The following is a 14194-nucleotide window of genomic DNA, read 5'->3' as shown; positions in this document are numbered from 1 at the left end:
TTATGACGTCTCCTGGTAAGTTTTTCCAGCCCCCTGCCAATGCGCTCGATGATTTTGATCCGCGCTCCGGTTCGATGCTCGAACGCGCATTGTTCAACCATCGTCTGTGGGTGTTGCTGCTGTGCCTGGCGACCACGCTGGTGCTGGGCTGGCAGTCCGCTCGCGTTGAACTCAATGCCAGTTTCGAAAAAATGATCCCCACCCATCAGCCCTACATCGCCAACTACCTTGAGCACCAGAAGGAGTTGAGCGGGTTGGGTAATGCGGTGCGCATTGCGGTGGTCAACAAGCAGGGCGACATCTACGACAGCGCCTACCTCAAGACCCTGCAGGCGTTGAGCGACAAGATCTACCTGCTGCCCGGTGTCGACCGGGCGTACATGAAGTCGCTATGGACGCCGGCCACCCGCTGGGTGGCGGTGACCGAGGCGGGCCTGGAGGGTGGGCCGGTCATTCCGGATAACTACGATGGCGGCGCAGCGAGCCTTGCGGCATTGCGGCGCAACGTGCAGCTGTCCAACGAAATCGGCCAGTTGGTGGCGTTCGACCAGGCCTCGAGCATCATCCAGGTACCGCTGTTGCAGCGCACCCCCGACGGCAAACCCTTGGACTACAGCCAACTGTCGCAACAGTTGGAATCGCTGCGCAGCCAATACCAGAGCGACAGCATCGACATCCGCATCACCGGTTTCGCCAAGAAAGTCGGTGACCTGATTGCCGGCCTGCGGCAAATCCTGATGTTCTTCGCCGTGGCGATCCTGATCACCACGGTGGTGCTTTATTGGTACACCCGCTGCATTCGCAGCACTCTGTTGGTGGTGTTCTGCTCATTGGTGGCGGTGGTTTGGCAGCTCGGCTTGCTGCCGCTGCTCAATTATCAACTGGACCCCTATTCGGTGCTGGTGCCGTTCCTGGTGTTTGCCATTGGCATGAGCCACGGCGCACAGAAGATGAACGGCATCATGCAGGACATCGGGCGCGGCATGCACCGGGTGGTCGCCGCACGCTTTACTTTCCGCCGCCTGTTCCTTGCCGGGCTCACCGCGCTGCTGTGTGATGCGGTCGGTTTCGCGGTGCTGATGATCATCAAGATCCAGGTGATCCAGGACCTGGCGATGATCGCCAGTATCGGCGTGGCGGTGTTGATCTTCACCAATTTGATCCTGCTGCCGATATTGCTTTCTTATGTCGGGGTCAGCGGCCGCGCGGCGCAACTGAGCCTGAAAAGCGAGCACGCCGAGCTGGCTGGCCACAATCGCCACGGGTTCTGGCGCTTCCTCGACCTGTTCACCCAGCGCCGGTGGGCGGCGCTGTGCATCGCGCTGAGCCTGGCGCTGGCGACGCTCGGCTTCATCGTCAGCCTGCAACTGAAAGTGGGTGATCTGGACGCCGGCGCGCCCGAGCTGCGGGCCGACTCGCGCTACAACCAGGATGATGCATTCCTGACCCGGCATTACGGCGCCAGCAGCGATCTGTTCGCGGTCATGATCAAGACCCCCGCCAGCGCCTGTTCGCGCTATGACATCCTGAACAAGGTCGATGCCCTCGATTGGCAGTTGCGCACCTTGCCAGGGGTGGATTCGACCAATTCCCTGGCACTGCTCAACCGCCGCATGCTGGTTGGCCTGAGCGAAGGCAGCCCGAAGTGGTATGAGCTGCAGAACAACCAGGCAATGCTCAACATGGTCACCGCCGGGGCGCCGCGCGGGCTGTACAACGAAGATTGCAGCCTGCTGACGCTGTACGTCTACCTCTCCGACCACAAGGCGCAAACCCTGAACCGTCTGGTGGATCACGTCGAACAATTCGCCGCGGCGAACAATACCGACGAGGTCCAGTTCCTGCTGGCCGCGGGCAATGCCGGGATCGAGGCCGCGACCAACATCGTCGTCAAGCAGGCCAATCGCGAAATGCTGTTCTGGGTCTACGGCGCGGTGATCCTGCTCTGCTTGATCACTTTCCGATCCTGGCGCGCCACGATTTGCGCGGTGATTCCGCTGATGCTTACGTCGATCCTCTGTGAGGCGTTGATGGTCTGGCTGAACATCGGCGTCAAGGTCGCGACCTTGCCGGTAATCGCCCTCGGCGTGGGCATCGGCGTCGACTACGCGCTGTATGTGATGAGCATCCTGCTCGGTCATATGCGCCAGGGCACAAGCCTGTCGCAGGCGTATTACCGGGCACTGCTGTCCACCGGCAAGGTGGTGATGCTGACCGGTGTGACCCTGGCGATCGGCGTAGCGACCTGGATGTTTTCGCCGATCAAGTTCCAAGCCGATATGGGCGTGCTGCTGGCCTTTATGTTCGTCTGGAACATGGTGGGCGCGCTGGTCCTGTTGCCGGCCCTGGCTCACTTTCTGTTGCCGAGCAAGCGGATAAGTACAGGGCCGGCCGAGGCCAACCCCAGCCATTCGACGAGCTTGCCGCTGATGCCTGCCGTAGCCGAGGAGGGGGCTTGCGTGAAGCACTCGCTACGCCTGACTTCAGAGCACGATCAAACGATAAAAGACGCCAATCCCGTCGCGTCATAACAACAAGAAAGGACGTTCCCATGCCTCGTGTGCATTTGTTCCAGCGGTCCCTATGGCTTGACCTCTTCGCCGGTCTGAGCGCCTTTGGCATGGCGTTTTGCGCGGCGCAACCTGCGGAGGTGCACGATGAGCGTTGAGCGCCAGGCAGGTTTGCCACAATCATTGTTGCTGTTGCTCGGCAGTTGCCTGCCAGTGCTCGGTGCGGTGCTGCTGGCCCCCGTCCTGCCGCTTATGCAGCAACACTTCGCCGACACACCGGGTGTGGCCGTGCTGGTGCCCATTGCCCTGACGCTGCCGGCGTTGATGATTGCGTTGTTGGCTCCCGTGGCCGGAATCATCGCTGACCGACTGGGGCGCAAACCGTTGTTGATCGGTGCGATGGTGCTCTACACCGTCTGCGGCGTGCTGCCGCTATGGCTGGAGTCGCTGCAGGTCATCGTGATCAGCCGCGCCGGCATCGGTGTGGCCGAAGCGGCGATCATGACCTGCTGCACCACGATGATGGGCGACTACTACAGCGGCGCGCGACGTGAACGCATGTTCGCCCTGCAAATGGTCGCGACCTCATTGTCGGCGGCGATCTTCATTGCCATCGGTGGAGTGCTCGGCGAGCACGGCTGGCGTACCCCGTTTGCCCTGTATGGGCTGGGGCTGGTGTTCCTGCCGCTGATGGCATGGTTGCTGTGGGAGCCGCGTGCGCAGGCGGCCACCCTCACAACGGCGGGCAGGGCATTCCCCTGGCGCCCGCTGGCACCGTTGTATGCCCTGGCATTCCTGGCGGGCCTGAGCCTGTTCATCGTGCCGGTACAAGTCGGTTACCTGCTTAACCTGCTGCATGTCGAAGGTTCGCAGCAGATCGGCCTGACCATGGGCGCCAGTCAGTTCGGCGTACTGGTCGGCGCCCTGAGTTTTCGTCTGTTGAGCGGTGTGCCGGCGCAGCGGCAGATGCTCCTGGCCTTCGTCGCGGCCGGGATCGGTGGCGGGCTGCTGGCGGTAGCCGACAGTCACGGGCTGGTGGTGATCGCCGTCCTGATCAACGGTCTGGGCATCGGCCTGATGATGCCGACCCTGCTCACCTGGATCATGAGCCAGGTCGACTTCCAACAGCGCGGCCGCGCCGCCGGCGGCTTCACGGCGATGTTCTTTGCCGGGGAGTTCGCCAGCCCGCTGGTGGTGCTGGCGATCACCGGCGGCGTAATCGGCGCCTTGCCAGCGGCCTTGGGCATCGTCGCGGGCGTTCAATTGATGGTAGCCCTGGCCTGTCTCCGGTTGCGTGGCAGCGGGTCTGTTTTTGCCACGGCGGTGGCCGCAGACCCTGAGCACTGACCTGCCCATTCGACGCTTCAACACAATAAGAACAACGAGGAGAACCGCATGAGTTATTTGCTCAATACCTGGTACATCGCTGGATGGGCAGACGAGCTGGCGCAAGGTGGCATGCTGGGCAGAACCATCGTCGAGCAACCCATTGTGTTCTTTCGCGATAGCCACGGTGTGATCCAGGCGCTCGCCGATCGTTGCCCGCACCGTTTTGCCCCGCTGCATAGGGGCAAGGTTGTCGGCGACAGCGTCCAGTGCCCGTACCACGGCCTGCGTTTCGATGGCAGTGGCCAATGCACGCACAATCCCCATGGCGAAGGAAACATCCCCAAGGCCGCCTGTGTTCGCGGTTTCGCGGCCGTTGAGCGCCACGGGGCGATCTGGGTCTGGCCGGGCGATCGTCACCTGGCCAGCGATGCCTTGATTCCTGATTTTTCCTTTTTCGAGCAGGCGCCCACCCATGCCAAAGGGCATGGGTATTTGCCGACCCGTGCGCACTACGAGTTGCTGTCCGACAACATCATGGACCTGAGCCATGTTGATTTCCTGCACCCGGATACGCTCGGTGGCGGGGCGTTGTCACACACCCGAGCCACCATCGAGGAATTGCCCAACGATCGCGTACGCATCAGTTGGTGGGCGCCGGACGATGTGCCCCCGCCGGCTTTCGGCGCTCACCTTGAAGATCCGAGCCGGGCAGACGTCTGGGCAGAAGTCATCTGGCACGCGCCCGGTCTGATGTTGCTGGGCAGTGGTGCCACGCCCCCAGGGCGTCCCAGGGAAGAGGGACCCGTGACATGGAACCTGCATCTGATGACGCCGCAGGACGCGGCCAACACCCATTATTTCTTTGCCAACACGCGCAGTTTCGAGCAGGACAATGCGCAGTTGAATGCCTTCGTCCAGGAGATGTTGATCGGTATTTTCGCCGGTGAAGACAAACCCATGGTCGAGGCTCAACAGCGCCAGATTGGTGAGGTTGAACTGCTTGGCCTCAACCCTGTGTTGCTGCCAGTCGATGCAGGGGCCGTGCGCTGTCGACGTGTTCTGCGTCGATTGATGGAAGCCGAGCGAGCGGAGACGCAAGCCAGTCGGTCATCAAACTATGAAAAAGAGGAACTGCGATGAGCTTTCTACGCAACGTCTGGTACGCGGCCGCCTGGGGAAACGAGATCAAGGCTGGCGAGTTGTTCCAACGAACCTTGCTCAATGAACCCGTGGTGTTTTTTCGCGACACCCAAGGTAATGCCCAAGCCATTGCCGATCGATGTCCCCACCGTTTCGCGCCCCTGGGCATGGGCATCCTCAAAGGCGATGCGGTGCGTTGTCCGTACCACGGCCTGGAATTCGATGGCAGTGGCGCCTGTGTGCATAACCCCCACGGCGATGGTGCCATTCCCAAGGCGGCTAAGGTCAAGGCCTACCCGCTGGTTGAACGCTACAGCTTGCTGTGGATCTGGATGGGGGATCCTCACTTGGCCGATGCGGCGCTGATTCCGGATTTCAATTGCATGGATGAAGACCATTGGTATGTCGGCAAACGCTACCTGCACGCAAAAGCCAACTACGTGCTGGAAACCGACAACATCATGGACCTGAGTCATATCGAATTTTTGCATCCGTCTACGTTGGGTGGCGATGGCGTCAAGGGTGCATTGACTAGCGTGCAAGAGGAGGACAACACCGTTTGGTCCAACCGCCAGACGGTTGCGGAAATTATGCCAGAGTTCCTCTACACCGCCTGGAACATCCCCCAAGGTACGCCGGTGGATCGTTGGATCGATGTACGTTGGGATGCGCCTGCGAACATGTTGCTGTTTTCCGGTGCAGTGGCGACCGGTCTCCCAAGAGATAAGGGCGTTTCCACACCGATTCCGCATCTGTTCACTCCAGAGACCGAGACCACGACTCACTACTGGTTCTCAGTCTGTTTCCCCAAGGCAATGGGCAAATTTGCCGAGCGATTCGCTGATGAGCAGGCGGCCGCGATCAGCCGGCCCTTTGCCGATGAAGACTTGCCAATGCTCGAGGCGCAGCAGCGCATGATGGGCGCTGCATCGTTCTGGGACTTGAAACCGGTGCTGCTGATCGGTGATGCAGGAGCGGTCCGGGCGCGGCGTGTACTCGACCGCATGATTGCTGCCGAGCAGCCTGCGGGTGCCAAGTGATGATTGAAGTCATCGTCACTCGCAAGCGCCTCGAAGCCGAAGGCATCTACAGCTTCGAACTGGCCCCCGCCGAGGGCTCCATGTTGCCGGCTTTCAGTGCCGGCTCGCATATCGACGTGCATCTGCCCAATGGCCTGGTGCGCCAGTACTCGCTGTGCAATCACCCGCAAGAACGCCACCGCTACCTGCTGGGGGTGTTACTCGACCCGGCGTCTCGCGGCGGTTCGCAGGCCATGCACGAGCAGGTGCACGAAGGCAGCCCACTTCGCATCAGCGAACCTCGCAATCTGTTCCCGCTTGAGCATGGGGCCGGGTACAGCGTGCTGTTCGCCGGCGGTATCGGCATCACGCCGATCCTTTGCATGGCCGAGCGCCTGGCGCGGATCGGCGCGCCTTTCGAGCTGCACTATTGCGGCCGCTCGGCCGGGCGCATGGCCTTTATTGAGTACCTGCGTCATTCGGCGTTCGCCGATTGCGTGCACGTTCATATGGACGATGGCGAGGATGCCCAGCGCCTGGACAGTGCTCGGGTCCTGTCCACGCCGGCCAGTGACCGTCATCTGTACGTCTGTGGCCCCAACGGTTTCATGGACCACGTGCTTGGCACGGCGCGCGCGCAAGGCTGGGCCGAGGCGCAACTGCACCATGAGTACTTTACCGCCGCCGCTGCCCCGGTGGGTGAAGCGGGCGGGTTCGAGGTGCAACTGGCTAGCACCGGGCAGTGCTTCCAAGTGCCGGCCACGCTCAGCGTTGCCCAGGTATTGCTGGAGGCTGGCATCGACATCCCGCTGTCTTGCGAACAGGGCATCTGTGGCACCTGCATCACGCGCGTGCTGGACGGCGAGCCGGAGCATCGTGACATGTTCCTGACCGATGCCGAGCGAGCCCGCAACGACCAGTTCACGCCTTGCTGCTCCCGTGCGAAGAGCGCGCGGCTGGTACTCGATCTTTAAGGTTTTTTCATGAATTCATCGTTACCCGCTGGCGCGTTTCGCCAACAGATTGAGGACTCGAATATGCAACAGCTTCCTGGTTTCAAACGCGTGGTAACCGGGCACGATGCCCAGGGCCAGGCGGTGGTCGCGCTCAGCGGGCCAACGCCGAACAGTTTCCCGCTCAAGGCCGTGCCCGGCACGGTCTTCCATGAGATCTGGAACAGCGGCGCCAGCCCGGCCGTGCTGGATAACGGCGACGACCCCACCCACCAGCCGCTTCAACTGAGCCCCGCGCCATTGGGCAGTGTCATCCGCGTGGTGGATATTCCCCCGGACAGTGTGCAGAACCAGGTCAGCGCCGAGGAGGCCGCGGCGGCCTTCGCCGAAATTGGCCAGGCCCATGCCGGCACGGGGCAGGCGGATTCCAGGCACAAGCTGATGCATCGCACCCAAACGCTGGATTACGGCGTGGTCACCGAGGGTGAGGTCTGGCTGGTGCTCGATGGCGAGGAGGTGCATCTCAAACGCGGCGACATCGTGGTGCAGCGCGGCACCAACCACGCCTGGAGCAATCGCACCGAGCAGATGGCCCGCATGCTCTTTGTGCTGCTCGATGGCCGCTTTGCTCCTGAACTGCAAGGAGAACACCCATGAAGCTCAGCACCCTCAAGAACCTAAATCGCGACGGTCGCCTGGTGGTGGTGTCGCGCGACCTGGCCTGGGCGGTGGATGCCGGCGATATTGCCGCGACGCTGCAGGAGGCCGTTGAGCGCTGGGCGCATGTCGAAAGCGTTTTACGCGCGCGGTATGACGCCTTGAACGAAGGCACGCTGGCCGGTGCCTTCGCCTTCGATCCTCAGCAAGCCGCCGCGCCTCTGCCACGTGCCTGGCAGTGGCTGGACGCCTCGTCTTTCCTCAGTCATGGCGAGCGCATGCAGAAGGCTTTTGGGCTGGATCCGATCGAAGGTGTTGAACATACGCCGCTGATGTATCAGGGCTGTGGCGACGACTTTCTAGGCGCCCACGACGACATCGAGCTGCCCAGCGAAACCCACGGTATCGATTTCGAAGGCGAGTTTGCGGTGTTGGTCGATGAGGTTCCCATGGGCTGCTCGGCGCAAGACGCCGTCGAGCATATTCGGCTCATTGTGCAAGTCAACGACGTCAGCCTGCGTGCGCTCGCCCCCCGAGAAATGAAGACCGGCTTCGGTTTTATCCAGGCCAAGTCCGCGTCCAGTTTTGCCCCGGTGGCGGTCACCCCCGACGAGTTGGGCGAGGCCTGGCGCGACGGGCGCGTGCACTTGCCGTTGAAGGTTGAATGGAACGGTCAGTGGTTCGGTCATGCCCAGGGCGGTGCCATGCATTTCGGCTTTCATCAGTTGATTGCTCACGCGGCGCTGACCCGGCGCCTCAGGGCGGGCTGCCTGATCGGTTCCGGCACGGTTTCCAATGCTGACCCCACTGTGGGCGCTGCCTGCATCGCCGAACGTCGTGCCGTTGAGATGATCGAGCACGGCGTACCACGGACGTCCTTCATGCGCTTTGGCGACCGCGTGCGCATGGAGGTCCTCGATCTGCAAGGTCAGTCGGTGTTCGGGGCGATAGACCAGTGCATCGTGCGCGGAGGCCTCCCATGCGCGTGATGATTACCGGGGCCAATGGTTTTGTTGGGCGGACGCTGGTGAAACGGTTGCTCGAAACCAATGCGTTACAAGGCCGCTCGATCAGCGCGTTGATCCTGCTGGATAAAGAGTTGGTGGGGTTTGCCGAGGACAAGCGCCTGCGCCGGCATTGCGGCAGTGTCACCGACGCCGCGTTATTGCGCCGCGCCTTGGCCGATGGCATCGATGTGGTTTTTCACTTGGTCAGCATTCCGGGGGGCGCGGCCGAGCAGCATTATTCATTGGGCTATCAGGTCAATTTGCAGGCGAGCCTGGAGTTGCTTGACCAGTTGCGCGAACAGCCAGGCGCGCCGGTGCTGGTGTACGCCAGCAGCGTGGCGGTGTACGGCGGCGACCTGCCAGCCCGCATGGATGAGCGTGCCGTGCCGCACCCGCAGTTGAGTTACGGTGCGCACAAGGCGATGGTGGAAATGGCGATCAATGACCTTGCCCGACGAGGCGAGGTGGACGGTCGCGCCGTGCGTCTGCCCGGCATCGTTGCCCGTCCACGTGAACCCAATGGGCTGCGCTCGGCGTTTATGAGCGACGTGCTGCACGCCTTCGCCGAAGGCCAGCCCTATTGCTGCCCGGTGTCGCCGCAGGCGCAGGCATGGTGGATGTCGGTGCGGTGTTGCGTGGATAACCTGCTACGGGCCGCCGAACTGCCGTCTGCCCAGCTCGGCGCGTCACGCGTCTGGCAACTGCCGCTGTTGCGCCTGTCCATTGCCCAGGTCATCGATGCCCTGGCCGCTGCCTACGGCCAGGAACGCCGCGCGCTGATCAGCTTCGCACCGGACGCGGGGCTGCAAGCGTTATTCGGCAGCTTTCCCGCAATGAAAACCCCTCTGGCCCGTGCCCTTGGCTTTCGCCATGACGGCTCGGCAGCTGCCTTGATACGTAACAGTTTGAATGCCGCTACCCCGACGCGTCGTGCGCGTGGGCGGGTGGGACTTGGAGTGAGCGAACATGCAATCAACTAAACGCCGCCTGGTGGACCTGTCCGTGACCCTGGACAACAACCCCTACACCGATCCGCCGCCGTTGCTGCCGAAAATCGACTACATGGACCATCAGCAAGGCTGGCCGGAGATGGCCGCGATGTTTCCCGGCTTGTCCAAGGCGCAACTGCCTGGTGACGAATCCTGGGCAGCTGAGCGCCTGCAGATCACCACCCACAGCGGTACGCATATGGACGCTCCCTGGCACTACGCCTCGACCACGGACGGTGGCAAGCCGGCGTTTGGCATCGACGAGTTGCCGTTGGACTGGTGCCTGCAACCCGGCGTGAAGCTGGACTTTCGTCATTTACCGGATGGCCATGTGGTCAACGCCGCCCAAGTGCAAGCCGAGCTGGAGCGTATTGGCCATGTTCTACAGCCGTTGGACATTGTCCTGGTCAACACCCGTGCCGGCGCGCTGTTCGGTCAGCCAGGGTATCTGGACGCCGGGGTAGGCATCGGCCGCGAGGCCACGTTGTACTTGCTGGAACGCGGCGTGCGCGTGGTCGGCACCGATGCCTGGAGCTGGGACGCGCCGTTCAAGTACACCCGCGAACGCTTCGCCGCCACGGGCGACGCCTCGATCATCTGGGAAGGGCACAAGGCCGGACGCGACATCGGTTACGGCCAGATGGAAAAATTGGCCAACCTGGAATCCCTGCCGGCCCACGGCTTCCAGGTGTCGTGTTTCCCCTACAAGATCAGGCACGCCTCGGCCGGCTTCGTCCGCGCCGTCGCGATTTTCGAGGAATGAACGCGCCGGCGGCCGGTGAAAAAAAGCGCGCCAGCCTGTCCCGGGGGCTTGAGGCGCTGCTGTCGGAGCACATTGTCGCGGGGCGACTGCGCGGCGGTGAGCAGTTGCCCACCGAGTCGGCCCTCATGCTGGAGCATGGGGTCAGCAGGACGGTGGTGCGCGAGGCCATGTCGCGTCTACAGGCCGCTGGAATGGTTGAGACGCGCCACGGTATCGGCACGTTCGTGCGCGGTAGCACCCTGTCGCTGAAGGCCTTCATCGACCTTGCGACGATCGGCATCCTGAATGATTCGCTGGCGATCATGGAATTTCGGATCGGTCTTGAGGTGGAAGCCGCCGGGCTCGCCGCCCAGCGACGTGGCCCGGATCAGTTGGCGGGGTTGCGGGCGCTTCTCGATCAGCTCGGGCAGCCCAATGTCAGCGTCAATGACCGGGCCGCGTTGGATTTTCAGTTCCATTTGGGTATTGCCCAGGCGACCGGCAATCACTACATCGCCCACACATTGCGCAACCTGGGCGAGGTGATCATCCCGCGTAGCCGGCTGGATTCTGCGCGCCTGTTTCACGATGAGCCTCTGCACTATGAGCAGCGGATGCAAAGCGAGCACGAACAGATTTACCAGGCGATCTTCCATCAGGACACAGAATGCGCACGCGCTGCGATGCGCCTGCACCTTCAAGACAGTCGCGAATACTTGCATCAGGCCCGCCAGGAGCTGATGACATGACGAGCGTCGATAGGCCTGACAACGCCTCGCCCTCTCCGGCATCCGCTCTGACAATAATCGATGCGCGCTGGACCTTGTTCGTCCGGGTCGTGGCGGCTGGCAGCCTGAGCAAAGCGGCCGTACTGCTGGACATGCCGCAGTCCATGGTGAGTCGCAACATTGCGTTGCTTGAATCGCAATGTGGGGAGCGGCTGTTTCATCGTACCGGGCGCGGGGTGGTCCTGACCGAATTTGGCGAGCAGTTGTTGCCCTGTATATCGGCGCTTTTGGCGAACGCTGAAAGCCTTGCCGATGACATTCGCAACCTGCGAGGCAAACCGGTGGGGGAGGTGGTCGTGGGCATGTTGCCTTCCGCGGTGCGTCGGTTTGCGGGGACGCTTTTTGCTGCGGTGCGTGCCCAGATGCCAGGGGTGAGGTTGCACCTGATCGAAGGCGCGAGTGCTCAGCTCGAAGAGCAGTTGCACGATGGTCGTCTGGATATGGCGCTGGTGCTGCGCGAGAGCGAGGCGAGCATCGGCCAAGCTCATCTGTTGGCCAGGCTACCGCTGCACCTGGTCGGACCCGCCGCCGATCCGCTGTTCGGCAATCGAGATATTGCACTGGAAAATCTATCTGGGTTGCCATTGGTCGTGCCTGGGCGGCCGCATCTGCTGAGGGCCAGGCTCGATCATTTGGCTGCGGAGCAAGGCGTGGAACTGTGCGTGGCTGTGGAAGCCGACTCGGTCCAGCTACAGTACGAAGTCGTCGCGGCCGGCGGAGGCTATGCGATTGCCTCGGTGTTGCCGGGCTCGCTGGATCACCGACTTATTTCATCGCGCATTATAGAGCCCGTGTTAGAGCGCTTTGTCGTGCTGGTCGAATCGCCCCGGCGCCCCTTGACCCGTGCTTCCCGTGAAGTGCGACGGCTGATTTGCAATCTGTCCATGCCATCGATTTAAGCGATAGCTGCTTTGCATCCCCAGCAGTATTCGGTGGGGGGCGCGCCTCGTAGGGTGTCAGTCAACCAACGACTGATCCCCGATTGCGAGGTTTGCGCCATGCATCACGCCCAAGAACTCCAAGTCATTGCCCCGACGCTTTTTCTCAGTGACGCCGATGTGGCCTCGCTCGCCGACTGGAGCACCGCCGTCGCCGCGCTCGCCGAGGCGTATGCACGCCCTGCATCGGATGCCATGGTGCCGCCTCGCTCCATGGCCCGGGGCGATGGCATCTGGCTGCGCAGTTTGACTGCCGTACCTCCGGCTGGCGGCCATATGGGCTGCAAGTTGATCGCAGCCTCCATGCGGGCGCGCTGCGCCAGCTACCTGATTGCGTTGTTCGATCAGAAAACCATGGCGCTCAGTGCCCTGATCGACGGCAACCGGGTGACAGGTTTGCGCACCGCGGCAACCGCTGCGCTGGCAGTCGATTTACTGGCGCCCAAGCGCGCGCTGCGGGTGGGGGTGATTGGCTCGGGGTTTGAGGCCCGTGGCGCATTGGACTGCCTCAAGTCCGTGCGCGATGTGGCGCATGTCCGGGTATTCAGTCCAACGCCCGCTAGCCGCGAGCGTTTTGCCGAGAGCTTCAGACCCGGGCTGGATATCCAAGCGGTGACCAGCGCGCAAGAAGCTGTGCAGGACTGCGATGTGGTGATTTGTGCCGCACGCAGCCGTGACGAATCTCCGGTGCTGCGAGGCGCCTGGCTTTGCCCGGGCGCTACGGTCGTGTCGTTGGGTTCCACCTTGCCTGAGCAAAGGGAAGTTGACCCGGTCACGATGGAACGAGCCGTCTGCATCGTCGCCGATATGCCGCAGGAGGTTCTCCACGATACGGGGGACGCCATTGCGGCGATCAGTGCCGGCGTTTATGTCGCCGACAAATTGGTCGCGCTGTCGGACCTCGTCGCGGGTCGTGTCACCCCGCGCCAGAACACAAGCGACATCGTCCTCTACAAGTCGGTGGGCTCGGCGCTGCAGGACGTCGTCATCGCGCAAGCGCTATACGAGCGCGCCAGGCAACAAGGCCTCGGCATCGAGCTGCCTGCCAGCATTGTCCCTGTCTCGAAATAACCCCTCCACTGTTCGAAGGAAAATCATCATGGCCACATACAAGAAAGCGGATGCCCGTGCCTGGGCGCGGGAAAACCTGGTGGGCTGCTCGGCGGTCACCATCCCAAGTTTCAGCGCCGATCTGAAGCGACTCAACGAACGTGGCATACGCCACGACATCGAACATACGGTTGGCCTGGGCTACAGCGCTACGTTGCTGTGCAGCGAACTGGCGATTTCTATCCAGGAGAATGCCCAGTTCACTGCCTGGGCCCGTGAGTCAGGGAAAGACCTGATCCTGTTTTTCCATGCGGCCTTTGGCACGCTTGCCGAGAATATCGAGGCGGTGAAGCTCGCCGAGAATGCCGGTGCCGACATCGTCCTGCTCTCCTATCCGCCACAGTTCTGGCCGACCAGCGAGCAGGAAATCTACGCCTACACCAAGTCGTTCTGTGACGCGACGGACCTCGCCGTCATGCTCTTCCCGATTCCGCTCTGGGGCTTTGAGCGCGTGCATCCGGCAGGGATGTCCTTGGAGTTGGTCAGTCGGCTGTTGGCCGATTGCCCGAATATCGCGGCCATCAAGTCCGAGCAAGGGTTCCCGCTGCCGGCGGGCATTTGCGAGATGTATTACCACTTCCGTGACCAGGTGGTGATCAGTTGCCCGATCGAAGGCGACGCAATCCCCTTGATGAGCCTGATGAAGTTGCAGTTTTCCGGCACCAGCAACACCGCCTGGATGAGCGACTACTACCCGAAAGCGTTCGAACTGGCCCGCACGGGCCGCTTTGAAGAGGCGATGGAACTGTACTGGAAGGTCAATCCGGCCCGCAGCGCCAACGGCGCCGCCGCGCAAAGCTATGCCGGCGGTACCGGTGTGCTCAACCGCACGATGTGGAAATACCAGGATTGGCTCGCCGGCTTCAATGGCGGTCCATTGCGTGCCCCGGCGATGCGTGTGCCGGATCGCTTCATGAAGTCGCTGCGTCAAGGGTTGGTCGCGTCGGGGTTGCCGGTGACTTCGGATCCTGACAGCGCCTTCATGATCGGGCGTCATCCGTGCTGATCGGGA

The 14194-nt window shown here is 62.2% G+C and carries 13 protein-coding genes; all 13 read left to right on the top strand.

Annotated features, from left to right (window positions below; all coding sequences use genetic code 11):
* Window positions 1–2 precede the first annotated feature (2 nt).
* The 13 genes from V3H56_RS16725 (at window position 3) to V3H56_RS16665 (ending at window position 14188) form a co-directional block, all read left to right on the top strand.
* The gene (locus V3H56_RS16725; RefSeq protein ID WP_042727896.1) at window positions 3–2531 is read left to right on the top strand and encodes an MMPL family transporter; all 2529 of its coding nucleotides are present in this window, start codon (window positions 3–5) and stop codon (window positions 2529–2531) included.
* Between the two features lie 126 nt (window positions 2532–2657).
* Window positions 2658–3857: an MFS transporter gene (locus V3H56_RS16720; protein ID WP_042727895.1), complete on the top strand. Its 1200-nt coding sequence runs from the start codon at window positions 2658–2660 to the stop codon at window positions 3855–3857.
* Between the two features lie 48 nt (window positions 3858–3905).
* Window positions 3906–4979 carry an aromatic ring-hydroxylating dioxygenase subunit alpha gene (locus V3H56_RS16715; protein WP_042727894.1) on the top strand — a complete coding sequence of 358 codons (1074 nt, stop codon included), beginning with the start codon at window positions 3906–3908 and terminating at the stop codon, window positions 4977–4979.
* Entirely contained in the window at window positions 4976–6019 is a 1044-nt protein-coding gene (locus V3H56_RS16710; protein ID WP_042727893.1) for an aromatic ring-hydroxylating dioxygenase subunit alpha, read from the top strand. Before V3H56_RS16715 ends, V3H56_RS16710 begins: the two co-directional genes overlap by 4 nt.
* Window positions 6019–6972, top strand: a complete 954-nt coding sequence (locus V3H56_RS16705) for a PDR/VanB family oxidoreductase (protein WP_042727892.1) — start codon at window positions 6019–6021, stop codon at window positions 6970–6972. Before V3H56_RS16710 ends, V3H56_RS16705 begins: the two co-directional genes overlap by 1 nt.
* A 63-nt stretch (window positions 6973–7035) precedes the next feature.
* Complete coding sequence (locus V3H56_RS16700; RefSeq protein WP_042727891.1) at window positions 7036–7608, top strand: cupin domain-containing protein; 573 nt, start codon at window positions 7036–7038, stop codon at window positions 7606–7608.
* A complete protein-coding gene (locus tag V3H56_RS16695; protein WP_042727890.1) occupies window positions 7605–8597 on the top strand; it encodes a fumarylacetoacetate hydrolase family protein in 993 nt (330 codons plus the stop codon). The genes V3H56_RS16700 and V3H56_RS16695 overlap by 4 nt, the downstream gene beginning before the upstream one ends.
* Window positions 8588–9595: an NAD-dependent epimerase/dehydratase family protein gene (locus tag V3H56_RS16690; protein WP_042727889.1), complete on the top strand. Its 1008-nt coding sequence runs from the start codon at window positions 8588–8590 to the stop codon at window positions 9593–9595. Before V3H56_RS16695 ends, V3H56_RS16690 begins: the two co-directional genes overlap by 10 nt.
* On the top strand, window positions 9582–10367 hold the full coding sequence (locus V3H56_RS16685; RefSeq protein WP_003173143.1) for a cyclase family protein: 786 nt from the start codon (window positions 9582–9584) through the stop codon (window positions 10365–10367). Before V3H56_RS16690 ends, V3H56_RS16685 begins: the two co-directional genes overlap by 14 nt.
* Complete coding sequence (locus tag V3H56_RS16680) at window positions 10364–11095, top strand: FadR/GntR family transcriptional regulator (RefSeq protein ID WP_338473635.1); 732 nt, start codon at window positions 10364–10366, stop codon at window positions 11093–11095. The genes V3H56_RS16685 and V3H56_RS16680 overlap by 4 nt, the downstream gene beginning before the upstream one ends.
* Entirely contained in the window at window positions 11092–12033 is a 942-nt protein-coding gene (locus V3H56_RS16675; RefSeq protein WP_042727887.1) for a LysR family transcriptional regulator, read from the top strand. The genes V3H56_RS16680 and V3H56_RS16675 overlap by 4 nt, the downstream gene beginning before the upstream one ends.
* Window positions 12034–12132: 99 nt before the next feature.
* Window positions 12133–13143 (top strand): NAD(P)-binding domain-containing protein, encoded by a 1011-nt coding sequence (locus V3H56_RS16670; RefSeq protein ID WP_042727886.1) that lies wholly within the window; start codon window positions 12133–12135, stop codon window positions 13141–13143.
* A 28-nt stretch (window positions 13144–13171) separates the two neighbouring features.
* On the top strand, window positions 13172–14188 hold the full coding sequence (locus tag V3H56_RS16665; RefSeq protein WP_042727885.1) for a dihydrodipicolinate synthase family protein: 1017 nt from the start codon (window positions 13172–13174) through the stop codon (window positions 14186–14188).
* Window positions 14189–14194: the final 6 nt, after the last annotated feature.

Source organism: Pseudomonas sp. MS646 (assembly GCF_036693845.1).
GTDB lineage: Bacteria > Pseudomonadota > Gammaproteobacteria > Pseudomonadales > Pseudomonadaceae > Aquipseudomonas > Aquipseudomonas chlororaphis_E.
This window is presented reverse-complemented; position numbering and strand designations above follow the sequence as displayed.